General features: G+C 46.5%; 20 protein-coding genes and 1 pseudogene. 9 read left to right on the forward strand and 12 right to left on the reverse strand.

Going from position 1 to position 22,982, the window contains the following annotated elements:
• Nucleotides 1-133: 133 nt before the first annotated feature.
• Entirely contained in the window at nt 134-1,021 is an 888-nt protein-coding gene (locus ACHFJ9_RS02270) for a LysR family transcriptional regulator (RefSeq protein ID WP_395355049.1), read from the reverse strand.
• 97 nt (nt 1,022-1,118) lie between these two features.
• Here ACHFJ9_RS02270 and budA point away from each other — a divergent pair, with 97 nt between their 5' ends.
• Genes budA through ACHFJ9_RS02285 form a run of 3 tightly spaced genes read left to right on the forward strand, consistent with a single transcriptional unit; the run spans nt 1,119 to nt 4,392 of the window.
• Nucleotides 1,119-1,904 carry an acetolactate decarboxylase gene (budA, locus tag ACHFJ9_RS02275; RefSeq protein ID WP_005392587.1) on the forward strand — a complete coding sequence of 262 codons (786 nt, stop codon included), beginning with the start codon at nt 1,119-1,121 and terminating at the stop codon, nt 1,902-1,904.
• Nucleotides 1,905-1,933: 29 nt separating this feature from the next.
• Nucleotides 1,934-3,637, forward strand: coding sequence for an acetolactate synthase AlsS (gene alsS, locus ACHFJ9_RS02280; RefSeq protein WP_047008215.1), 1,704 nt, complete (start codon nt 1,934-1,936; stop codon nt 3,635-3,637).
• Nucleotides 3,634-4,392, forward strand: a complete 759-nt coding sequence (locus ACHFJ9_RS02285) for an SDR family NAD(P)-dependent oxidoreductase (RefSeq protein ID WP_069549253.1) — start codon at nt 3,634-3,636, stop codon at nt 4,390-4,392. Before alsS ends, ACHFJ9_RS02285 begins: the two co-directional genes overlap by 4 nt.
• Nucleotides 4,393-4,482: 90 nt before the next feature.
• Here ACHFJ9_RS02285 and ACHFJ9_RS02290 read toward each other — a convergent pair whose 3' ends face one another.
• Together ACHFJ9_RS02290 and ACHFJ9_RS02295 are read right to left on the reverse strand one after the other, a co-directional pair.
• A complete protein-coding gene (locus tag ACHFJ9_RS02290) occupies nt 4,483-6,396 on the reverse strand; it encodes a BCCT family transporter (protein WP_258684132.1) in 1,914 nt (637 codons plus the stop codon).
• Between the two features lie 150 nt (nt 6,397-6,546).
• Nucleotides 6,547-6,837 carry a TPMT family class I SAM-dependent methyltransferase gene (locus tag ACHFJ9_RS02295; RefSeq protein ID WP_258508513.1) on the reverse strand — a complete coding sequence of 97 codons (291 nt, stop codon included), beginning with the start codon at nt 6,835-6,837 and terminating at the stop codon, nt 6,547-6,549.
• Between ACHFJ9_RS02295 and ACHFJ9_RS02300 the strand changes: the two are divergent.
• From ACHFJ9_RS02300 to ACHFJ9_RS02310, 3 genes and pseudogenes are all read left to right on the forward strand, one after another.
• Nucleotides 6,822-7,045: pseudogene (locus ACHFJ9_RS02300) on the forward strand (molybdopterin containing oxidoreductase); the annotation flags it as partial. The gene ACHFJ9_RS02295 and the pseudogene ACHFJ9_RS02300 overlap by 16 nt on opposite strands.
• A gap of 43 nt (nt 7,046-7,088) precedes the next feature.
• Nucleotides 7,089-7,724: a c-type cytochrome gene (locus ACHFJ9_RS02305; protein ID WP_282150059.1), complete on the forward strand. Its 636-nt coding sequence runs from the start codon at nt 7,089-7,091 to the stop codon at nt 7,722-7,724.
• Nucleotides 7,725-7,841: 117 nt separating this feature from the next.
• Nucleotides 7,842-8,324, forward strand: a complete 483-nt coding sequence (locus tag ACHFJ9_RS02310; protein ID WP_124007757.1) for a hypothetical protein — start codon at nt 7,842-7,844, stop codon at nt 8,322-8,324.
• Here the strand turns inward: ACHFJ9_RS02310 and ACHFJ9_RS02315 are convergent.
• The 9 genes from ACHFJ9_RS02315 to ACHFJ9_RS02355 form a co-directional block, all read right to left on the reverse strand.
• Nucleotides 8,321-8,917 (reverse strand): methyltransferase domain-containing protein, encoded by a 597-nt coding sequence (locus tag ACHFJ9_RS02315; protein ID WP_395355053.1) that lies wholly within the window; start codon nt 8,915-8,917, stop codon nt 8,321-8,323. The genes ACHFJ9_RS02310 and ACHFJ9_RS02315 overlap by 4 nt on opposite strands.
• Nucleotides 8,918-9,041: 124 nt before the next feature.
• Nucleotides 9,042-10,244 carry a phenylacetate--CoA ligase family protein gene (locus tag ACHFJ9_RS02320; RefSeq protein WP_395355055.1) on the reverse strand — a complete coding sequence of 401 codons (1,203 nt, stop codon included), beginning with the start codon at nt 10,242-10,244 and terminating at the stop codon, nt 9,042-9,044.
• A 9-nt stretch (nt 10,245-10,253) separates the two neighbouring features.
• Entirely contained in the window at nt 10,254-11,075 is an 822-nt protein-coding gene (locus ACHFJ9_RS02325) for an ABC transporter ATP-binding protein (protein WP_005392594.1), read from the reverse strand.
• Nucleotides 11,076-11,155: 80 nt separating this feature from the next.
• Entirely contained in the window at nt 11,156-12,400 is a 1,245-nt protein-coding gene (locus ACHFJ9_RS02330) for an ABC transporter substrate-binding protein (RefSeq protein WP_395355057.1), read from the reverse strand.
• A 45-nt stretch (nt 12,401-12,445) separates the two neighbouring features.
• Complete coding sequence (locus ACHFJ9_RS02335; RefSeq protein WP_395355059.1) at nt 12,446-13,513, reverse strand: branched-chain amino acid ABC transporter permease; 1,068 nt, start codon at nt 13,511-13,513, stop codon at nt 12,446-12,448.
• An 11-nt stretch (nt 13,514-13,524) separates the two neighbouring features.
• Complete coding sequence (locus ACHFJ9_RS02340) at nt 13,525-14,418, reverse strand: branched-chain amino acid ABC transporter permease (RefSeq protein ID WP_005373295.1); 894 nt, start codon at nt 14,416-14,418, stop codon at nt 13,525-13,527.
• Nucleotides 14,418-16,370, reverse strand: coding sequence for a long-chain fatty acid--CoA ligase (locus ACHFJ9_RS02345; protein ID WP_395355061.1), 1,953 nt, complete (start codon nt 16,368-16,370; stop codon nt 14,418-14,420). The genes ACHFJ9_RS02340 and ACHFJ9_RS02345 overlap by 1 nt, the downstream gene beginning before the upstream one ends.
• On the reverse strand, nt 16,370-17,170 hold the full coding sequence (locus tag ACHFJ9_RS02350; RefSeq protein ID WP_005392600.1) for an ABC transporter ATP-binding protein: 801 nt from the start codon (nt 17,168-17,170) through the stop codon (nt 16,370-16,372). The genes ACHFJ9_RS02345 and ACHFJ9_RS02350 overlap by 1 nt, the downstream gene beginning before the upstream one ends.
• A gap of 241 nt (nt 17,171-17,411) precedes the next feature.
• On the reverse strand, nt 17,412-19,049 hold the full coding sequence (locus ACHFJ9_RS02355) for an electron transfer flavoprotein-ubiquinone oxidoreductase (RefSeq protein WP_395355063.1): 1,638 nt from the start codon (nt 19,047-19,049) through the stop codon (nt 17,412-17,414).
• Nucleotides 19,050-19,205: 156 nt separating this feature from the next.
• Here ACHFJ9_RS02355 and ACHFJ9_RS02360 point away from each other — a divergent pair, with 156 nt between their 5' ends.
• The 3 genes from ACHFJ9_RS02360 (at nt 19,206) to ACHFJ9_RS02370 (ending at nt 22,975) form a co-directional block, all read left to right on the forward strand.
• The gene (locus tag ACHFJ9_RS02360; protein WP_395355065.1) at nt 19,206-19,958 is read left to right on the forward strand and encodes an electron transfer flavoprotein subunit beta/FixA family protein; all 753 of its coding nucleotides are present in this window, start codon (nt 19,206-19,208) and stop codon (nt 19,956-19,958) included.
• A complete protein-coding gene (locus ACHFJ9_RS02365) occupies nt 19,955-20,881 on the forward strand; it encodes an electron transfer flavoprotein subunit alpha/FixB family protein (RefSeq protein ID WP_005392603.1) in 927 nt (308 codons plus the stop codon). The genes ACHFJ9_RS02360 and ACHFJ9_RS02365 overlap by 4 nt, the downstream gene beginning before the upstream one ends.
• Nucleotides 20,882-20,968: 87 nt before the next feature.
• Complete coding sequence (locus tag ACHFJ9_RS02370) at nt 20,969-22,975, forward strand: acetoacetate--CoA ligase (RefSeq protein WP_395355067.1); 2,007 nt, start codon at nt 20,969-20,971, stop codon at nt 22,973-22,975.
• Nucleotides 22,976-22,982: the final 7 nt, after the last annotated feature.

Consider the following 22,982-nt stretch of genomic DNA (forward strand, 5'->3'; position numbering starts at 1 on the left):
TCTAACGTGAAACAAATCACAATGAAAATATTATACGGCTTATTAAGTGTATATCGTATTTGGATCACCAAAGAACAAAAACGTTTATAAAACGAAGCCTTTTGATCAAGCGGTGTTGAGCTAATGATTTGGCCTAAAGCAGAGCCTCAACATGACCGATGTTCATGGCTACTTTCAACGCTTGTTTATTGAGATTAGATGCCTCCCAAGCAACAACAACACGACTAGTGAGAGGGATATCATCAATCTCGGCGACTGTCGCAGAATCATCGAGATGTTCAGCCAGTGAACGCGGAACGAGAGCAATACCTAACCCAGCCTGCGCCATGGCAATCGTCGTACGAAGTTGCGGTGCTGCAAACTGTGGTTCGAGTCTTACTCCTGCGTCGGCAAAAAGTGTGCTCATGCCATCAAACAATGCAGGTCCAGTCTCTCGTGGAAACAGTAAAATTTTATGGTCTCTCAACTGTTTCATCTGGATACAGGGATACTTTGCCAGCTCGTGCCCCGCCGGAATCACCGCGACAAACGGGTCGTTAAACAACACCTTGTGCTCAAAAGGCTCACTGGCGTAGCAGGGTAGCCGCATGATTGCGAGATCAAGTTGTTTGCTTTTTAACTGAGCGGCAAGCTCTGGCATTGACAGTTCCGCCGTCTGTAAGTGAACTCCATCCTCTTGAATTCGCCCCACCCTCTCTAATACCTTAATGCAGGTTGATGTTGACGTTGCGAACCCGATTTTAACCTGCGTATTTTCACCACGGGCAATCTGTCGAGCTTTTGCTTTAGCGCGTTCCACATCAGCAAGAATATTTACCGCATCAGTATAAAAGACTTGGCCAGCATGGGTCAGCTCTACTCCTCTAGACAAGCGCTTAAATAGGTCCACGCCAAGCTCGTGCTCTAGCTTTTTGATTTGTTGACTCAAAGGAGGTTGCGCAATCCCTAGCTGTTCAGCTGCTCGGGTAAAGTGACGAGTCTCGGCGACCGCGACAAAATACTTCAGGTAGCGAAATTCCATATATTTTCCATATCAAAATAAATCTTTTTTATATTGGATTTAGCACCGTGTAGAAGTCAATCTAAATATACTCTTCATTGCATAACTGGTCTTACTCATGCGTGGATTTTATAACCCTCTATGTGCTTGTTCGCTTGAAGTAGCGAAAGAATTTTCTGAATACCATCACGTTACCGGAGATGGTGAGATTTATCAGACTTCGTTAATGAGTGCTTTGATCGCTGGTGTTTACGAAGGCTCAACAACCATAGAAGAACTGCTGAAACATGGGGATTTTGGTTTAGGTACGTTCAATGAATTGGATGGTGAGTTGATTGCTTTTGATAAGGAAGTTTTTCAACTCAAGTCGGATGGCTCCGCAAACCCGGCAGACCTGGCGCAAAAAACGCCCTTTGCTGTCATGACTTTTTTTAAGCCTGATATCGAGCTGCCACTAACATCGCGCATGTCACGTCATGAAGTCCATAGCCTCATAGACGACATGGTTCCAAGCGATAACCTATTTTGCGCAGTGCGCATTGATGGCGTTTTCGATTCAGTTCGTACTCGCACCGTACCTAAACAAACACGCCCTTATCGGCCAATGCTTGAAGTGGTCAAAGAACAACCAACGTTCCGCTTCACGCATAAGCAAGGCGTGGTCGCTGGCTTTCGTAGTCCTAAATATACGACTGGCATCAATGTACCCGGCTATCACGAACACTTTATTACCGATGACCGCCAAGGAGGTGGTCATATTCAGGATTACAGCATTTCGTCAGGGTTCCTCCAGATTGGCAAAGTCTCGCGGCTAGTGATTGATACACCAGTATCGACAGACTTCCTCAGTGCCAATTTGGCTCCGGAAGATATAAATACCGCCATAGAAAAGGCGGAAAAGTAACAAAGTCAGGCAAATAATAAGGACAACAAATGCAATCCAAACCTTCAAATAAAAATGGAGCTCAGTTGATCGCTCAACAGCTAGAGTCTCTCGGCATTAAGTACATTTTCGGTATTCCCGGTGCAAAAATCGATCGACTGTTCGATGCGATTGAAGACACTAACATCCAAATGATTCCGGTACGTCACGAGGCTAACGGCGCGTTTATGGCGGGCGTTATGGGAAGACTAACCGGCAAAGCAGGCGTCACAATGGTTACGTCAGGTCCAGGCTGTGGAAACCTAGTAACGGGTGTTGCAACAGCAAACTCCGAAGGCGATCCACTGATTGCTATCGGTGGTGCGGTGAAACGAACTGACCAGCAAAAACAAACACACCAGAGCATGGATACCGTCAGTATTTTTCGCTCTATAACCAAATTCAGTGCTGAAGTGCAGCACGTAGACGCCGCAAGCGAGATCATGGCGAACGCATTTCGTATCGCAGAGTCAGGTCGTCCTGGGGCTTGCTTTTTGAGTCTCCCCCAAGATGTTTTATCCGAGCAAACCCAAACGGACATTATTGTCCCCTCGCCTTACACACAGCCTGGTTGCGCAGACATCGCAGCAATCGAAGAAGCGGTCAGTCGAATCAGCAAAGCAAAGCGTTGTGTGGTTTTACTTGGCCTTCACGCGAGCCGCAGCCAAAACGCTGCTGCTATCGCCCGATTTCTTCAAAATACGCAGCTACCCGTTGTCGGCACTTACCAAGCCGCCGGCACGGTAGACATCAACTACTATCACCACTTTGCTGGTCGTGTTGGTTTATTTAACAACCAACCCGGCGATGTTTTACTGCGTGATGCCGATTTAATTCTCACCATCGGCTTTAGCCCAATAGAGTATGACCCTGAGCTTTGGAACAGCCACCGCAACCCAGTGATTCACCTCGATATTGAACCGGCAGAATACCAACTTAATTATCAGCCTTGTGTTGAAATCGTCGGAAACATTGCGCAGTCATTAGACAAAATGGGCAGCTACATCTCTGAATATGCTCGCCTTTCCCCAACGGCACTTTCAGTACTGGAAGAGGTAGCACTGCAACGGCAAGTGATCAAAACCTATCCCAATGTCTATAACAAGCAAGGATTTCATCCACTGGCACTGATTAAAGCCATGCAATCTATCATCACACCAGATACCACGTTATGTCTTGATATGGGGAGCTTCCACATCTGGATCGCTCGTTACTTAAGTTGTTTTCGAGCTCGCCAAATGCTGGTGTCTAACGGCCAACAAACGATGGGCGTTGCACTGCCATGGGCCATTGGTGCCAGCCTACTGAAACCTGGCAGCAAAGTGGTATCGATATCGGGAGACGGCGGTTTTATGCAATCGAGCATGGAGTTAGAAACCGCGGTTAGACTGAACTGCAATATCGTCCATATTGTGTGGGTTGATAACGCCTACAACATGGTAGAAATGCAAGAGATCAACAAATATCAGCGCTGCTCTGGTGTGAAATTTGGACCAATTGATTTCAAGGCGTACGCCGAATCATTTGGCGCGAAAGGCTTCGCAGTGACTAGTCAACACGAATTGCTACCGACATTGAATAAAGCCATGGACGTTGAAGGACCAGCAGTGGTGGCTATCCCCGTAGATTACAGCGACAACGACAAACTGATGTTGCCGCGCACAGAGAAAAATCAAGATCCCGTTTTTGTAAGTTTCGAAGGAGAAATCGCATGAGAGGATTAAAAAATAAAGTCGCACTCGTGACTGGTTCTGCCAATGGTATTGGTTTGGCCATCGCAAAACGTTTGTATGAAGAAGGCGCAAACGTCGCTCTTGCCGATTGGAATGAAGAGCAGTTGGCAAACGCCGTTGAGAGCTTTGATAAACAGCGCGTGTCTGCGCATTCCATTGATGTTTCTGATCCAGATAAAGTCGCAGCACTGATTTCTGATGTTGTTACCCGTTTCGGTAAACTGGATATTTTAGTAAACAATGCTGGCGTACATGTCCCTGGTTCAGTGATTGAAGGTAGTGTGGAAGACTGGAAGAAGATCTCTGGTGTAAACATTGACGGCGTCGTTTATTGCGCGAAGTTTGCGTTACCTGAACTCTTAAAAACGAAAGGTTGTATGGTGAATACCGCGTCCGTTTCTGGTTTGGGTGGTGACTGGGGTGCCGCATTCTATTGCGCGAGTAAAGGCGCTGTGGTCAACCTGACTAGAGCGATGGCATTGGACCATGGTGCGGAGGGTGTAAGAATTAACGCCGTATGCCCAAGCTTAGTAAAAACCAACATGACGAACGGCTGGCCGCAGGAAATCCGCGATAAATTCAATGAGCGCATTGCGCTCGGCCGAGCCGCCGAACCTGAAGAAATTGCGTCCGTCGTGACTTTCTTAGCAAGTGATGACGCATCTTTCATTAATGGCGTAAACCTACCTGTAGACGGCGGTGCCACCGCATCAGATGGTCAACCTAAAATAGTATAAGCATTAACACTGACTGAGCAGAATCTTTAACTGTAAGGTATCCACGCCAAAAAAGAGCCGAGTTTGTACTCGGCTCTTGTGTGTCTGTTCTTAAGCCTGCGACGTTGCTAAACCTGCCGACGCGCCGCCTAATAACACATGATTAAATTCCATTCGAGATTCTTGGGCTTGTTCAGACAGTTCTTGTTTCTTCTGTTGAGCCAACTCAAGCGCTTCGGTTAGTTGTTGTAGCTCTGTTTGCATCTCTTCTGGTAAATGATGGTCCGAAAACCCAGATTCACAGCTGTGTTCTAAGGCGAATGCGCGAATTCTCTTACGCATGCTCATCAGGGCCGCCATTGCTTCGCGCTCTTCTTCAGCCGCCTGTTGAGCTAAGTCTTTAAAGCGCTCAAATTTCGCCAAAGCCATTCCCTCTGTTGACCAAGGGTCAATTTCCGGCAGTTCTTCAATGTTAATGGTTGGCTCTTCGTATTCTGCTTGATGTTTAATATCTAGGCTCGCCGCGCGAACAAAGGACACCATCAACATCACCGAGATAACTAACAACGGTAAACCGCCCACGATCGCAGCGGTTTGTAATGTCGATAAACCTCCCATGAACATTAGGACGGTTGGCAGAAAAGACAAAGTAAACGCCCAGAACAAACGGTTCCAGCGCATCGGTTCTTCCGTCACATCATTTTGAACCACAGACGCAAGAATGTACGAGATAGAGTCAAACGAAGTCGCCGTAAAAATGATACACAATAGTGTAAAAACACCAATAACGATTGGCCCTAACGGTAATGTGTCTAACGTTGCAAAAATAGCCGCTGGTGCGCCCGATTCGTTGAGGATTGCGATGACATCAAGCTCACCCGTCAATTGCAACGATAACCCGTAGTTACCTAAAACAATGAAGAATAAGAAACAACCTAAAGAACCGTAAAATATCGAACCTACGACCATCTGTTTGATCGTTCTTCCACGCGAGATACGCGCAACAAACAATCCCATACAAGGAGCAAAGACCAACCACCATGCCCAGTAGAAAATAGTCCAGTCTTGCGGGAAGTGTGTATCTGTAAACTCACCATAACCACCAAACGGCTCCGCCCAGGTAGCCATAACAAAGAAGTTAGACAACATACGACCAATAGAATCTAAGCCCGTTTCTAACATGAACACGGTTGGCCCAACGGCAAGTACAAAGAGTAACAAGCCCATCGCACCCCAGAAGTTAATGTTACTAAGGAATTTGATCCCCTTCTCAAGCCCTGCATACGCGGAGTAACCAAAAATAGCAGTACAGAGAAGTAATACAGCCACTTGGCTGAAGGTATTGTTTGGAAGACCGAAGATATGATGTAGACCACCGTTGATAAGAGGCGCTGCTAAGCCAAGCGTAGTCGCCGCGCCACCCAACATACCAAAAATAAACAACACATCAATAAACTTGCCAATACCACCGTTTGCACGCTTTTCTCCTAATACAGGCATTAACGCACTAGAGATTTTCAAAACAGGTTGTTTGCGTACATAAAAGAAGTAAGCGATAGGCAGAGCAGGAATAAGGTAAATTGACCAAGCGATCGGTCCCCAGTGAAACAGACCATAAGTCGCGGCCCAGCGAATGGCTTCTTCACTGCCTGCTTCCAACTGAAATGGTGGTGATTGATAGTAGTATGCCCACTCGATACACCCCCAATACAGAATACTTGCACCAATACCTCCACAAAATAGCATTGCAGCCCATGAGGCGTTACCAAATTCTGGTTGCTCGTCGGCTTCACCAAGTTTGATTTGGCCAAGATCGCTGAACACCGTGTAAATCATAAAACACATTGCTGCGATACCCAGTGCGAGGTATAACACACCAAGCTTATCGGTCATGAAAAATTTGGCCGAAGCTATCCAATCCGCACCTTGTGTGGGAAATAAAATTAAAGGTATAACTACGCTGAGTAAAAGAAAGAGTGAGCCTAAGAAGGTAGGCTTATCGATGAGATAAAATGATTTGTCCATATTATATATCCTTATGTTTTCAAAGGACATGATCTACATTTCTCACAACTTCGCCAATTCACAACACTTATCGTTACCACAAGAATAATTGTCTTTAAAATATGCATTATGTGACGCTGATTTTGTATTCATTATTTGATGCCATAGCGTTTAAATACGGCAGCTTTTCTGCCACACCATCCAGTGCTCCCTACCTTTAAAAACCTCAACACTGTTTGCCACCACTGAGGATTCCACAAGCTTAAATGCCGGTTCTAGATACCCCTCCAACTCCCCACTTCGCAAACAAAATGGAGGGAAGCGAGAGTGGTAATCATCATCTATAACGAAATAACCAATTAACAAACCGCCTCTTGGCAGCAATTTATCCACCATAGCAAAGTAATCTGGCCACTGGTCTCTCGGTAGTGCAGCGAGAAAGGATTGATTTTGGCGCAACATGGATGGATGCCGACCTCGCAGCTCCTGCCAATGACGGTGCTTGGCAAACGTTCAATGCTAAGGTGAAGTTCCCTCAAGCGGGTTACTACGAAGTGTGGGCGAAAGCAACTGACGATCAAGGTATCAGCCAGCCTTTTGCCATCGCATGGAATCCGAAAGGTTACCTCACAACACTTTCCACCGCATCGCATTGATTGTACGAAGCTAAAGAGTCAGTAGCAGAATAGTGAGAACTTAGGGGACATAACAAGGTGAGAACAAAACAACCATCAGAGCGGGTACTCCCGCTCGCTTTCACCCATTTGGCTTTGTTGAGCGACCCTGTCCTTGCGAGTAACGACGAGTTGATTGCAGCAGGCGAGCAGCAAGCCATGGTTTGTAAAGCTTGCCATCAGTTTGAGCCGAATGGCGTAACGGTGGTTGGCCCGCCCTTATGGGGGCTAGCAGAGCGCAATATCGCCAGTTTTGAGGGCTTCAATTACAGCAACGGAATTAGACAACATCAAGGAAAATGGGACGCAGAAAAGTTGGACGCATTTTTATCCGCTCCGAATAACTTCGCGCCAGGGACCAACATGATCTTCCCTAGCGTAACAGATCCCGGTGCGCGCGCGGCTATCATTGCATGGCTTGCAACGAAAAACCCGACACCACCCAATTGGAATATGACGTCATCAGGATTAGAGGTTAAATCGCCAGGTGATGGGATATTAAGGCCGGGAGAGAATATGGAGCTCGTCGCGGCAGTCTGCTCAGCCTGTCATTCGTTACACATGGTCACACAACAAGGACTAAGCCGCCAACGATGGGATGAACTGCCGGGTGATGATCGCGAAGCCATTCTGAAATACCTTTCGACCTATTATGGGGGTAACTCCCGCCTTTAAAACTAACGCTTATTGATATTTTACATACGTATTCTTTCTATGTGAGCATCCCCTCTACAGGAATAGAGTGAAGTAACCTCTGTTATTTCACAGTACGTATCGATGAGGTTTAAGAGATTGAAGGCAGAAGAGTTTTTTGACAACCATTACCTTTCTATTTGGGTTTTTCTTGTTGGCGTGGCAGTCATTACCTTGATTATGATGGGAGGCGGCATGGCAGTAACGTTGCTGGCAATATTGATTGACCAGTCGTCTGAGCACTTAACAACTGATGCTTTCTTGGCTCTAAACTTTTCTTTTGCTGGGATCATGACTCTACTGCTTGTTATCCCAAACATGATGATTGTTAGAGGCAAACCTAAAGCGGCAGAAATCAACTTAATCAATATTTACTTTCAGCTCCTTGTTTACGCTCTTGGCCTATTCCTTCTTGAAGATGAACATAAACTTTTTTTTGTTAGTTTTGTACTTTTTCCTATTATCGCTCTCTGGCTCATGGCATCGACCAAATATCATACATTTGTGACTTACTTTTCAGCGATTAAAAAAGAGCCAGAAAGTTTCCGCGAATACTTCTTCAAAAAGATTAAAAGCGACTAACACTTCTGCCACACCATCCAATACTCCTTACCTTTAAATACATCCACACTATTTGTAACGGGTGAAGATTCAATAAGTGTAAACGTTGGTTCAAAATGTTGCGCCAACTCCCCACTTCGCAAACAAAATGGAGGGAAGCGAGAGTGATAATCATCATCTATAACGAAATAACCAATTAACAAACCGTCTCTTGGCAGCAATTTATCCACCATAGCAAAGTAATCTGGCCACTGGTCTCTCGGTAGTGCAGCAAGAAAGGCACGCTCGTAAATCACATCAAATGCGTGCGTAGAGTCAGCGTTAAATACATCCCCCAGCACGACTTTATCTTTGTGCTTACCTAATGTCGATTGCGCCATTTTCACCGCTTGTTCACTGTAATCCATCGCGATCACGTCATGCCCATATTGAATAAAAGAGCTGAGTTCATAAGCAGCGCCACAGCCAGGGATAAATACAGACTGACCGCTATGAAGCGCGTTTTCTAGGTAAGCTTTTAGCTCTTGAGGTGTGGTTTTGGCATCCCACGGCATGGTGCCTTGGGTAAACAAATTATCCCAAAACTGTTGATTGATGGTCGGTGCCTGCTTCATTTATCGCCCTCTTGATTGTACTGGCACAAAAAGAAAGGGATACGCAGCACAATGTGGTATCCCCTCTCCTAGCCTTTGATTTTTACGTTGTTAGCTTTTTATAACTGCGGTTTACAATGACGGATTAACTGCGCAGGTCATTAATTAACGGCTGCTCAGCCTGGTTCGGCACGAACTGGATATTGCCTTTCAGTTTGGTGACAGACTGGAGTGTCGCTTGAATGTCCTCTGCCGATACGTGAGCATCATGACAGCAGAAAGTAATGGTATCGTTGAAGCCATCACGCTCAATTTTCAAGGAGCCTTTAATATCGTGGCGACGACAGACTTCTTGGATCTGATGCGGATAAACAAACAGGCCTTTCACTTTCACCGCTGAGTCCGCACGCCCCATCCAGCCTTTAATTCGCGCATTCGTGCGTGGCGAATCCGAGCCCGTTTCTAGGTATGCCGATAAATCTCCCGTTGCGTAGCGAATCAGCGGAAACTTCTCATCGAGCGATGTCACGACCACTTCGCCGACTTCTCCCGGTTGTACAGGAATGCCATCAGGATTAACGATTTCAACGATAATATCTTCGGCAATCACCAAGCCTTGCTCACCAGACACTTGATAAGCAATCAAACCAAGCTCTGCACTTGCGTAGGCTTGAGAGACTGCAATGCCTTTGTCCTCAAACATCTGTTGCATGTCTGCGGTGACCGCTTCACCAGAGACCAGCGCTTTGGTAAAACTCGGCGACTCATCGTATTGTTCTTGGTACTTTTGTAGCAACGTCAGCAAGTAAGAAGGTGTGCCCGTATAACCCGTTGGCTGCAGCTGTTTAATCGCTTCAATTTGTGCTTCGGTATTCCCGACACCCGCCGGAAATACCGCGCAGCCACAAGCTCTTGCGCCACCATCCATAATAAATCCACCAGGCGAGAAATGATAAGAGAGCGTGTTATGCACTAAATCGCCCGCACTAAATCCAGCCGCGTGAAACGCGCGCCCCATACGCCAGAAATCCATCTCATCCGTTTGTGCCTCATACAACGGCCCCGGTGATTGGAATACACGCGCCATCTGACCAATCGCAACACTATTTAAACCACCAAACGGCGGTTTAAGTTGCTGCTGGTTTGGCATATTGAATTTGCGCGTAATTGGAAACTGGGTAAGCCCTTCACGATTATTCGCCAATGTAGGATCTAACTCAGCAAAATGCGTCGCATAATGTTCGCTGTTGGCTTTTGCATTTTCAATCAACGTTGGCAGACGTTGAAACAGCGATTCTTCTCGTGCCTGCGGAGACAACGATTCTTTCGCATCAAATAGTTCGTTCATCCTTGCTCCTTATAACCAACGCTTACGACGTTTGTAAGATTTCAGATTCTTGAAGCTCTTGCGATCTTCATCGCCGCCGCCAAGGTAGAACTCTTTCACATCTTCATTGTTTAGCAGTTCGTGCTTGCTGCCATCCAGTACGATTTTGCCTGATTCCATGATGTAACCGTAATCGGCCGCTTGAAGGGCAAAGTTGGCATTCTGCTCAACCAAAAGCATGGTAATGCCTTGATCTTTATTAATCTTGTTAATAATGCTGAACACCTCCTTCACCAACAGCGGCGAAAGCCCCATCGACGGCTCATCCAACAAGATCATTTTCGGGCGAGCCATCAGTGCACGACCAATCGCCAGCATTTGCTGCTCACCACCTGACAAATAACCCGCTAGACCGGTGCGCTCTTTAAGGCGAGGGAAATAATCAAACACCATTTCGATGTCTTGCTCGACTTCGTTGTCCGTGCGCGTGTAAGCGCCTAAGCGAAGATTTTCTATCACCGTCATGTCTTCAACAATTCGGCGCCCTTCCATAACTTGGAAGATGCCCGAACGGACGATCTCTTCCGGGCTTTTGTTGTCTATGCGCTCGCCCATGAAGTTGATTTCGCCGCGCGTCACTTCACCATCTTCGGTTTTCAACAAACCAGAAATGGCTTTTAACGTCGTGGATTTACCCGCACCGTTGGCGCCCAGTAAGGTCACAATCTGCCCTTTTGGAACTTCTAAGCTCACACCGCGAAGTACTAGTATTACTTCGTCGTAGACGACTTCAATGTTGTTCACTGAAAGCAGTATTTCTGCCGGTTCGATATTCGTTGCTAATTCAGCCATCAAGCTACTCCTTGCTAGGGTGAGAGTGTTCTCTCACCCATCCTTATTTTCAGTAAGCTTTGTTATTAATAAGTCGTAGATTAGTAACCTAGCCAATCGTCACGACGTGACAACGTCACTTGGGACGCTTTCTTAATATCGACTGCGCCGCCGTTGTTGTTACCCATAAACACGTTCACGGTTGTTGTGCCACGGTGATCTTCCGGCTTCCAGTTCGCAGGTACACAAACACCTTCTAAGCCTTGTGGGACCCAGTTGTCATGGACATACATGCCCTTCTTGATGTTTTCACCCGTGATGCCACCGTTGTCTTTCGCCCACTCCATCGCTTCTTTCATGTAGAACGCAGAACAAATGCCGCGAATGTAGTGGTGAGTTCTAAACTCGCCAGGCTCTGATTCAGACTGCTTAGAAATCTCACGAACCAGTTTCATGCCTTCATTATCGTCTCCCCAAAACGCCGTCATGCCAGGGAAAACATAATCTTTAAGGCCGTCACCCGCCGCTTCAAGTACTGGTTTGTCACCGCCCCAAATGTTCGCCATGTACTGGAACTCTGTACCAACCGTGTTACAAGACTTCACGAGTGAGATAACCGAGCTACCGATATTGGCAATGTAACCGTAGTTAGTGCCAGACTCTTTCAGCGACAGACATTGTGCTTTGAAGTCCCCAGGTTTTAGTGACACAACGACTGGGTTTTGCACCTCAAAACCAAGCTCTTCTGCATATTCTGCACACGCTTCTTTTGGCGCATTCGGGAATGGATGGTTATCACCAATGTGGGTAAATTTTGGCGTACCTTGGTTGCCCTTTGATTCCCAGTCTTCTTTCGCCCACTTCACTAGTGCACGACACGCATCTGAGTACGACGCACCATAGAAGAAGTTATAAGGCGCTGGTTTCGCGGTTTTTGGGTTCTTGCCGGTTGGGTCCGTTAAGTGACCTGAATAAGAGGCAGAGAACACTGGGACTTTGTCTTTGGTCACAAACGAGATGAGTGCTTCGGTATCTGCCGTGCCCCAACCTTGTAGCGCAACCATGTCTTTACGCGCCACCCAACGTTTGTAGTTGGAAATGGCTACTGGCACTTTATAGGCCATGTCTACCGTTTCAAATTCGAGCTCAGTACCGTTAATGCCACCGTTTTGGTTAATCCAACGCAATGCGTCTCGTACGCCAGAACCATAGGGCTTGCTCACGTAGGCTGTTGGTCCAGAAAAGTCGACCAATTGCCCGACAAATACAGAGTCTTTTGCCCAAGTGGCGGTAGTAAACAGTGCCGAAGATAGCACCAACGTTGTCGCTAAATGTCCTTTGTTCATAACTCGTTGTCCTTGTTATTGAGGTATATTCCACTTAATTCCACGTTAATATGAGAACGGATAGTGTTTCCAATATGCTCGAATCTGTTGCCAGCGATGCGATAACCCTTGAGGTTCGAAAATAAGGAACAGCATGATGACCAAGCCGATCGCCATTTCTTTGAAGTAAGCAAGCCCATCAACGAACGAAGTGTTATTGCTAAACGCAGCCAACCCCGTCACGCCAAACTCCAACACTTCTGGCAGTACTACGATAAATATCGTACCCATCAATGTGCCTTTGACTGAGCCCAAACCGCCAATGATGATCATTGCCAGGAACTGGATTGACATCATGATGGTGAAGCCTTCTGCTGAAACGAATCCTAGATAATGTCCGTAGAGTGCGCCCCCGATGCCCGCATAGAATGCGCACACTCCAAATGAGAGCAGACGATACTTGGTTAGGTTGATACCCATGATTTCTGCCGACAGGTAGTGATCTCGTACCGAGACAAACGCGCGACCATCACGAGAACGGATCAAGTTCGATGCCCACATGTACATAAAGATCAACGCAAACAGAGCGATGTAGAAGAAACTTTCATCGGTCGTAAACTCAAAGCCAAACAGATTGATAGGATTTGCACCAGCACCATATGAGCCGCCACTGAACCAGTCTGCACGAGCAAAGAAGTCCTCTAAAATAAACTGCGCAGCCAACGTTGCGATAGCTAGGTATAAACCTTTAATTCGAGCCGCTGGCAGACCAAACAGCATCCCCACAATCATGGTTAAGTAACCCGCAAGCGGAATCGCAAACACGACTGGAATGTTGAACTGGTTATTTAGCCAAGCCGATGCAAAGGCGCCAAAGCCAAAGAACGCACCGTGACCTAGCGAGATTTGTCCTGTAAAACCAACCAGAATGTTTAAGCCCAATGCCGCGATACCGAGGTATGCAATCTGAATAAACAGGTTTAGGAAGTAAATATCCAAGACCAGCGGTGCTGCCAGCATGGCGATGACACCTGCAATCGCAAGGCTTCTGATGGTTTTGGTTTCAAAAATTGGCGTATCGCTTTTGTATGTGGTTCGAAAATCCCCACATGGGCGCATGCTAAGTTGAGCCATGTTATTTCTCCTTAAATACGCTCAATATCTTTGGTACCAAACAGGCCATATGGCTTGAAGGCAAGAATGATTAACAGCACATAGAATGGTGCGATGTTGTACAGGTTACCCACTTGCAGGTATTGGCTATCAAAAAACTCAGCCAAGTTTTCTAGCACCCCGATGGTGATACCACCGACAATTGCGCCGACTACCGAATCTAAGCCACCTAAAATAACGGCTGGGAAAACTTTGATACCAATAATGGATAGCGCGTCAGATACGCCGTTAACGATACCGATAACAATCCCTGCTGTTGCAGATACCATTGCCGAAATGGCCCAACTGATGGCGAACACTTTCTTGATGGAAATGCCAAGACTCTGGGCTACTTGCTGGTTAAATGCCGTTGCGCGCATTGCCAGACCCATTTTGCTGAATTTGAAGAACCAGTAAAACGCGCCCATGATGAGCATTGAGAAGATCAAACTCAGAATGTAAGCAAACTCAACATTCAAACCTCCGATATTCACCACGTTGGTTTCAAACACTTGCGGGTACGACACAGCAGAGACGCCGAATATCCACTTCATCAGCGCTTGGAAAAACATCGATAGACCGATGGTCACCATGATCACAGAAATAATCGGTTCACCAATCAACGGTCTGAGCACAATGGTTTGCACGGCGATACCAAAAATCATCATGAACGCGAGCGTGAGTAAAAAACCGATAAAAAATGGTAACTGTAGGTGTACCAATGCCGCCCAACATACCCACGCGCCAATCAACAAAAACTCACCCTGAGCAAAGTTGACCACCTGGGTCGATTTGTAAATCAATACAAAGCACATGGCGACAACGCCATACAACATGCCAACGATCACGCCATTAATGACGAGTTGCAGTAATAAATCCGTATTCACTATGCGATCCTCCGTTGTTCGCTATCCACTAGTGTTGGCTCATGTTCAATAAGCGTTTCAATCACTAGCGACGTTTGAATGCGTGTTTTGGTGCCATCCTGATAAGTGATCACTGTATCGACATCTACTTTTGGATCGTCGCTGTAGATGGTTTCGATGATGTCTCCGTATTTCTCCGCAACCACACCACGGCGCACTTTACGCGTACGAGTTAACTCGCCATCGTCGGCATCTAGCTCTTTGTAAAGTAGAATGAATTTGCTGATCTTCTGTGCATCTGGTAAGGATTCATTCACTTTCAGCACTTCTTCACGAATCGCTTGATACACTTCTGGTTGAGCGGATAAGTTGGTGTAGTTAGTGAATGCCAAACCGCGCTGCTCTGCCCACTTCGCAACAATCGCGTAGCGAATACAGATGATGGCGGATAGCCAAGGTCGACCTTTGCCCACCACTACGGCTTCTGCAATAAACGGCGAGAACTTGAGTTTGTTTTCAATGAACTGCGGAGAGTAGCGATCGCCATGGCTGGTTTCCGACATATCTTTCAGACGGTCAATCACCACCAAGTGGCCAGAGTCTTTAAAGTAACCCGCATCGCCCGTGTGCATCCATCCGTCTTGTACGTCTTCGTCATACGCTTCCTGGTTATTCAGGTAACCAGTAAACATGCCCGTACTTTTCGCGATGATCTCACCCACGCCATTGCTGTCTGGGTTGATGACTTTCACTTCTGCATTGTCAAACGCAACGCCGACGGAATCATAGTCCACGTCATCGGCTTGGTGGACGGTGTACGCACCACACATTTCGGTTTGACCGTAAAGCTGCTTGAGTGGTACGCCGATCGCTTGCAGATAACGGAAAGTATCCGGTCCCATCGCCGCACCACCCGTCGCAGCAGATGCTAGATTCGAGAAACCTAAGCGGTCACGCAGAGCACGTAGCAAAATCCATTCAGCGAGTTTTGAACGTTTACCCTGCTCCAACGCTTTATTCGCTAAGCTCATGCCCAGTTTGTACATCTTCTGCTTAAACGGTGTGGAATCCATCATTCGTGCAGACACGTCTGCCACAATGTTTTCCCACACTCGCGGCGCAAGCAGCACGAAGTTCGGGCCAATTTCGCGCAAGTCAGACATCATGGTTTCTTGTTCTTCCACGAAGTTAACGATTTGACGAGAAATCAACGCCTGACCAACCACATACACCTGCTCCATAATCCAAGGCAAAGGCAGAACAGAAACGTAGTTGTCGCCTGGAGAGCGCGGGTCGGCACGCAGATAAGCCGCACAGTGATCTAAGAAAGTGCCGCTGTGTAGCTGAGCCAACTTTGGTTTGGAAGTCGTACCCGACGTGGTACAAAGAATCGAAAGATCACTGCCTTTGGTTGCCGCAACCATATTGAGATATTTATCCGGATCCGCTTTGTCGATCAGTTGACCTTTTTTATAGACCTGCTCAACATCAATCAGTCGTGGGTCGTCGTACTTGCGCATTCCACGCGGGTCACAATAGATAATGAATTCTACGCTTGGGATCTCATCACCGAGCTCAAGTAGCTTGTCGCATTGCTCTTCATCTTCGGCAATCACGACTTTTGCTTTGGCATAGTTGATGAGGTACGCCACTTCTTCGTGCATGGAATCTTGATAGATGCCCAGCGAGAAACCTTTGATCGCATGTGCGGCCAACTCGCCCCATACCCATTCCGGGCGGTTATCACCCAGCAAACCAACAACGTCTTGCTCACCAACACCTAAATCTTGAAGCGCCAGAGCCATCCACTTCACTCGGTTTTCATAATCTTGCCAAGTGAACTCTCGCCAAATACCAAACTCCTTTTCACGCATTGCGACTTGCTCGGGCCAGTGCTTGGCGTTGTGCTGCAATACTTTTGGAAAGGTATCTAAGCGGGTTATATCTGCCCAATCATTATGTTGCTGTGCCATTATGCACTCTCCTCTAATGTCGGTAGCTCTTCGCCTAAGTACGCTTGTTTCACATGCGGGTTGGCCATCACTTCTTCTGGCTCGCCCATAGCAATGTGTTTACCAAAATCCAACACCAATACGCGGTTAGAGATATCCATCACCACGCCCATATCGTGCTCGATCATGATGATGGTGATGTCTAACTCTTCGTTTAAATCCATGATGTAACGCGCCATGTCTTCCTTTTCTTCCAAGTTCATGCCTGCCATCGGTTCATCAAGCAGCAACAACTTAGGTTTTAAGGCAATGGCACGAGCAAGTTCTACACGTTTACGTAAACCGTAAGAAAGTGTGCCAGCGGTGGCTTTGCGAATGTGCTGGATTTCTAGAAAATCGATCACGTCTTCCACGTACTTGCGGTGCGCCATCTCTTCTTTCTGTGCGTTAGAGAACCAATACAGTGGCCCCGTGACGAAGTTGTTTTTTAGTAGGTGATGTCGGCCAACCATAATGTTGTCCAGTACTGACATATGAGAAAAGAGCGCTAAGTTTTGGAAGGTTCTTCCCAACCCTAACTCAGCTCGTTGGCTAGGTGTTCGTTTGGTTACATCATCTCCAGCGAAGATTACAGAGCCTTTGTTTGGTGTGTATCGACCAGAGATGCAATTGAGCATTGAGGTTTTACCTGCACCGTTTGGACCAATGATTGAAAAGATTTCCTTTTCATTCACATGGAAGCTCACGTCAGTTAAAGCTTTCACCCCACCAAAAGCCAATGAAATATCGTTTACCTGCAACAGAGGCGATTCCGATACCATAGTTGATCTCCCTTTCGTTATTTAAGTGCGTTCCATTGAGCACTATTTGATCAAACCTAACTTTGATACTGGTAACCGCTTTTACACCTATGCATCAACTTTGCATTCAGTTTACGTAAACGTCAATTTAAAATCAGAATAGTGCTTGAAAGATTAAGTTGCAATCGAGTTCATCGAGAAAGATTTGAACTAACGCAAACTTTAAGTAAATAAATTGTTAATAAAAATTATTCTCAGACGACTACATATTCGGATAGTTAGGGCCACCACCACCTTCCGGCGGTGTCCAGGTAATATTCTGACTTGGATCTTTGATGTCACAGGTCTTGCAGTGGATACAGTTCGCCGCATTAATTTGCAGCTCTGGCCGTTGCTCTCCCTGCACGATTTCATACACGCCTGCCGGGCAATAGCGCTGTGCTGGCTCTGCATATAACTCAAGATTCTGCTCGATGGGAATGCGCTGGTTCGCCAAACGTAAGTGGCACGGCTGATCCTCTTCATGGAAGATATTGGATAGATAGACAGAAGAAAGGCGATCGAAACTTAACACACCGTCAGGCTTTGGATAGACAATTTCATTGCTGTTTTCCGCCAATAGCAGAGACTGGTGATCGGGCTTATCACAGCGGATATGCCACTTAGCTTTGCCTTTTAACACGTTATGTTCCAGCAGCGCTAAGCCACCGCCCAGCCACGATCCAAAGCGGTGAATGCCACTTGAGAAGTTACGTGCTTGATAAAGCTCTTCATACAGCCAAGACTGTTTGAAATGCTTTTGATAATCAACAGTAACAGACTGACTCTCAAGGGCTTCACATACTGCTTCAGCGGCAAGCATGCCAGATTTCATTGCGGTGTGCGTGCCTTTGATTTTAGCGCCGTTAAGCGTTCCTGCATCACAGCCAATCAACAAGCCACCAGCAAACTGTTGCGTGGGAAGCGAATGGAAACCGCCCTTGGTGATCGCTCTTGCGCCATAACTAATGCGTTTACCATTTTTGAGGTATTGCTCAATCAACGGGTGGTGTTTAAAACGTTGAAATTCATCGAATGGACTCAAGTGCGGATTCTTATAGTTCAAGTCAACAATCAACCCGACGGCAACTTGGTTTCCCTCTAAATGGTAGAGGTAACTGCCACCTGTGGCTTCGTTTGATAACGGCCAACCTAATCCGTGCACTACTAAACCTTGCTGATGCTGCTCTGATGGGATTTCCCACAGCTCTTTAAAACCGATAGCGTAATGTTGAGGCGTTTTCTCTTCATCAAGATTAAATCGGTTAATCAACTGCTTACCAATATGACCCCGCGCGCCTTCAGCAAACAAAGTAAACTTCGCGCGCAGCTCAATACCAGGCTCGAAATTTCCTTTTTGTTCACCATTTTTGTCTAACCCCATGTCTCCCGTGACCACACCACAAACACGACTATCTTCACCGATGATCGCTTGACTGGCGGTAAAACCTGGGTAGATCTCCACCCCTAAGTTCTCGGCCTGCAACGCCATCCATCGGCATAGACTGCCCAAACTTATAATGTAATTACCGTCGTTATGTAACGTATTAGGCACTGCCCAAGAAGGCAGTTCATGACCATTAATTTCGTTGCCCAGATAGTAGGTTTTATCTTGGTTAACTTTGGTATTGAGCGGCGCGCCTTTCTCCTGCCAATCTGGAAACAGTTCATCCAAACTTCGCGTTTCAAACACCGCACCCGATAAAATATGTGCCCCAACTTCAGAGCCTTTTTCTACCACGCAAACAGAGAGGTCTTGTTCTTTTTCTGCTGCTAATTGTTTGATTCGGCATGCCGCAGACAAGCCTGCGGGACCTGCGCCTACAATCAGAACATCAAATTCCATGCAGTCTCTTTCCATGATTGCATTCCTTTTTCTTTGCATGTTGCCAACTTGTTAACCAACAATATATTTAAAGTTGACGCAAACGTAAAGGTAAATTAACATCATTTTAAAGACGTCATCACATCGTCTTCACTGTAAACACATAGTCTTCACTGTAAAAAGGAATCTAACGTGAAAATACTAGTGCCAATCAAAAGGGTCATTGATCCCTACGTTAAAGTTCGTGTGAAAGCGGACCATAGCGATGTTGAAACCAATAACGTCAAGATGACGATTAATCCATTTTGCGAAATAGCCGTTGAAGAAGCCGTACGACTAAAAGAGCAAGGTATTGCAGATGAAGTCATAGTTGTCAGTGCTGGCGGTAGCCAATGTCAGGAGCAACTACGTACTGCGCTTGCGTTAGGTGCCGATCACGCTATTCATGTCGATACTGAAGACAAAATAGAGCCATTAGTCGTCGCTAAGCTGCTCAAAGCTCTGGTTGAGCAAGAACAAGCACAGCTTGTGATTACGGGTAAACAGTCGATTGATACCGACAACAACCAAGTGGCCCAGATGCTGGCCGCCCTACTTGACTGGCCTCAAGCAACTTTCGCTTCCGACGTTAAGATAGAAGATCAAAAAGTTCAGGTCGTGAGAGAAGTGGATGGCGGCTTGATGACGGTCGCGATGAACTTACCTGCAGTGATCAGTACTGACTTACGCCTGAATGAACCGCGTTTTGCCTCATTGCCTAATATCATGAAAGCTAAGCGCAAGCCGTTAGATACAATCACACCTGACAGTCTGAGTGTTGAAGTGGTATTTAGCCAAACCATTCAAGAAGTCACACCACCAGCGCAGAGAAAAGGTGGCATCAAGGTTGAATCTGTCTCAGAGCTTCTCGATAAGCTGCGTAACGAAGCGAAGGTGATTTCATGAAGAACTTAATCATAGCGGAACATGACAATAACCAATTGCATGCGGACACACTCAAAGTGGTTAATGCAGCAAAACAAGTCAGTCAAGACAATGTTTTGATCGTAGTGGGCCACCAGTGTGAAGAAGTCGCTCAGCAAGCTTGTCGCGTTGATGGTATATCAAACGTAATTTGTGTCGATGATGAGCAACTTAAGCATCAATTTGCCGAGAGTATCGCACCTATTGTGGTGAGTATTGCTGAAGGTTTTGACGCAATCTGGGCTAGCTCATCATCAAAAGGGAAAGATCTTGCACCGCGAATAGCAGCGAAGTTCGGCGTTGGGCAAATTTCCGATATTGTCCAAGTTATCGATGAAAACACTTTTATCCGCCCTATTTACGCAGGGAATGCATTTGCCAAAGTGACCACCAGCGACAAGGTTCGCGTCATCACAGTGCGCGCGTCTGCGTTTGAGCCGGTTACTTGTCACAACCAAGCTGATATCGAGCATCAGCAAGTCACCATCTCAACTCCATTGGTTGAATTGGTTTCTGTCGATAAAACCGTGTCAGAGCGTCCTGAATTAAGCGCGGCAGAGGTGGTTGTGTCAGGTGGACGCGGGGTCGGTAGCAAAGAGAACTTCGCGTTGATCGAACAAGTTGCCGATAAACTAGGTGCTGCCATTGGCGCTTCTCGCGCGGCGGTTGATGCAGGGTTTGTTGCCAACGATTTACAAGTGGGTCAAACCGGTAAAATCGTTGCGCCTAAGCTTTATATTGCAGTTGGGATCTCCGGTGCCATCCAGCACCTTGCAGGGATGAAGGAATCCAAAGTGATTGTCGCGATCAACAAAGATCCTGAATCTCCTATCTTTGAAGTTGCCGACTATGGATTGGTTGGTGATTTATTTGAGGTACTACCTCAGCTTGCCGAACAACTTTAAACAATCAGATAAGGGGCGAACACTGCTATGTTCGCCCCTTTATTTTGTTTTGGTCATATTCAAAAAGAATCGAAATTAGAGGGACCTATGCAAAATTCTGCACCTATTTGGTCACCATCTGCTGAGCGCATCAGCAATAGCAACTTGCTACGATTTATCGAGACGGTTAATGCGCACCAAACCGAAGATATCTCAATCAATAATTACACGTCTTTACACCAGTGGTCCATTGACCACCATGACGAATTTTGGCGACATACCTGGCATTTCTGTAACGTCATTGGAAATATTGGCTCGCAAGTCAAAAGCCTTGGTGCTCCCAAATGGACACAGACAGATTCTACTCAGAGCCATGTAAATAGGGACACCGTATGGTTTGCTGACGCCACGCTGAACTACGCAGAGAATCTCCTCTCTCAGGCCGAACAAACACCTGAGCGTGAGTTTATCGTTTTTACTAATGAAAGCGGTGAACACAAGCAACTCACTGGTACACAATTGCTCGAACAAGTGTCTGTCGTTCAGCAATGGCTACTCACTTGTGACGTTGGTAAAGGCGACGTCGTTGCAGGCTATTTGCCCTATCTACCAGAAACCGTTATTGCCATGCTGGCCACCACCAGTCTTGGTGCCATTTGGACTTCAACCTCGCCTGATTTTGGTATCGATAGCGTCGTAGAGCGTTTTGGCCAGGTCAAGCCGAAAGTTCTTTTTTGCTGTGATGGCTACCAGTTCGGAGGCAAAGCTTTCGATATGACGGACAAAAACACCACTCTTAGTAATAAGCTAAGCAGTACCTCCGAAGACGCTACTATTAGCGTATGCCAAATCGAATATTTACAAAACGCTAAGAATGCTAGCACTTTTGAGTTTGTTTCTTGGTCCGATATTACTCACCACTTTTCTCCACAATCAATTCAATATCAACCAACGCTGTTTAATGACCCGTTATTCATTTTGTATTCTTCTGGCACAACGGGGCAACCAAAGTGTATTGTCCATTCCGTGGGCGGCACCCTACTCAATCACCTCAAAGAGCATCAACTGCATTGCGATATCAAACCACAAGACAAGGTTTTCTACTACACAACATGTGGTTGGATGATGTGGAACTGGCATGTTTCAGCACTTGCGAGTGGTGCTACCTTAGTGATTTACGATGGGAGCCCGGTTTACCCTGATCACTCCATCTTATGGCGATTAGCGGAAGAACATAGCGTGTCACTGTTTGGTACGTCAGCGAAATATTTAGAGGCGCTAGAGCAAGCGAATTACTCTCCCAAGTCAGAACACGACCTGAAATCACTCACAACCCTGTGTTCGACCGGCTCAGTGCTTTACCCAGAACAATTTAATTATGTCTATCAGCACATCAAGCAGGATTTACATTTGGCTTCCATTGCTGGCGGCACGGATATTTGTGGGTGTTTTGTACTTGGGAACCCTATTTCACCGGTGTACAAAGGCGAATGCCAAGGCGCAGGGCTGGGAATCGACGTGCGTGTTTTGGACGACGAGGGAAAAACCATTACACAGCAACGCGGCGAACTGACTTGCAATAACTCACTACCTAACTTCCCTATTGGGTTTTGGCACGACAACGGCAAACGCTATCACAACGCTTATTGGAGCAAGTTTACTGATATCTGGCACCACGGCGACGATGTGATGCAAACCGAACATGGCGGCTTTATTTTTTATGGCCGTAGCGATGCGACATTGAATCCAGGCGGCGTACGAATCGGCACCGCTGAGATCTATCAGCAAGTGAACGCGTTACCCGAGGTCGAGGACTCCATCGCCGTCGGCAAGTTAAACCAGCAGTCTGAAGAAATCTGGTTACTAGTAAAACTCGCTCACGAGGTCGAGTTAACCCAACAACTCACCGATTCAATTCGCCAAACACTAAAATCAAAATGTTCACCACGCCATGTGCCACGCCAAATTTTTGCTATCAGTGATATTCCTAAAACGCGATCAGGAAAACTGGTTGAACTAGCCGTGAAACAACTGGTGAACGGGCAAGCTGTAAAAAATATTGGTGCCATTGCTAACCCAGAAGTGCTGGAAGAAATTAGCCAGCTGAATCAATAGTGACTAT

Source organism: Vibrio sp. D3, from assembly GCF_043995865.1.
In the GTDB taxonomy this organism is placed as follows: Bacteria; Pseudomonadota; Gammaproteobacteria; order Enterobacterales; family Vibrionaceae; genus Vibrio; species Vibrio diabolicus.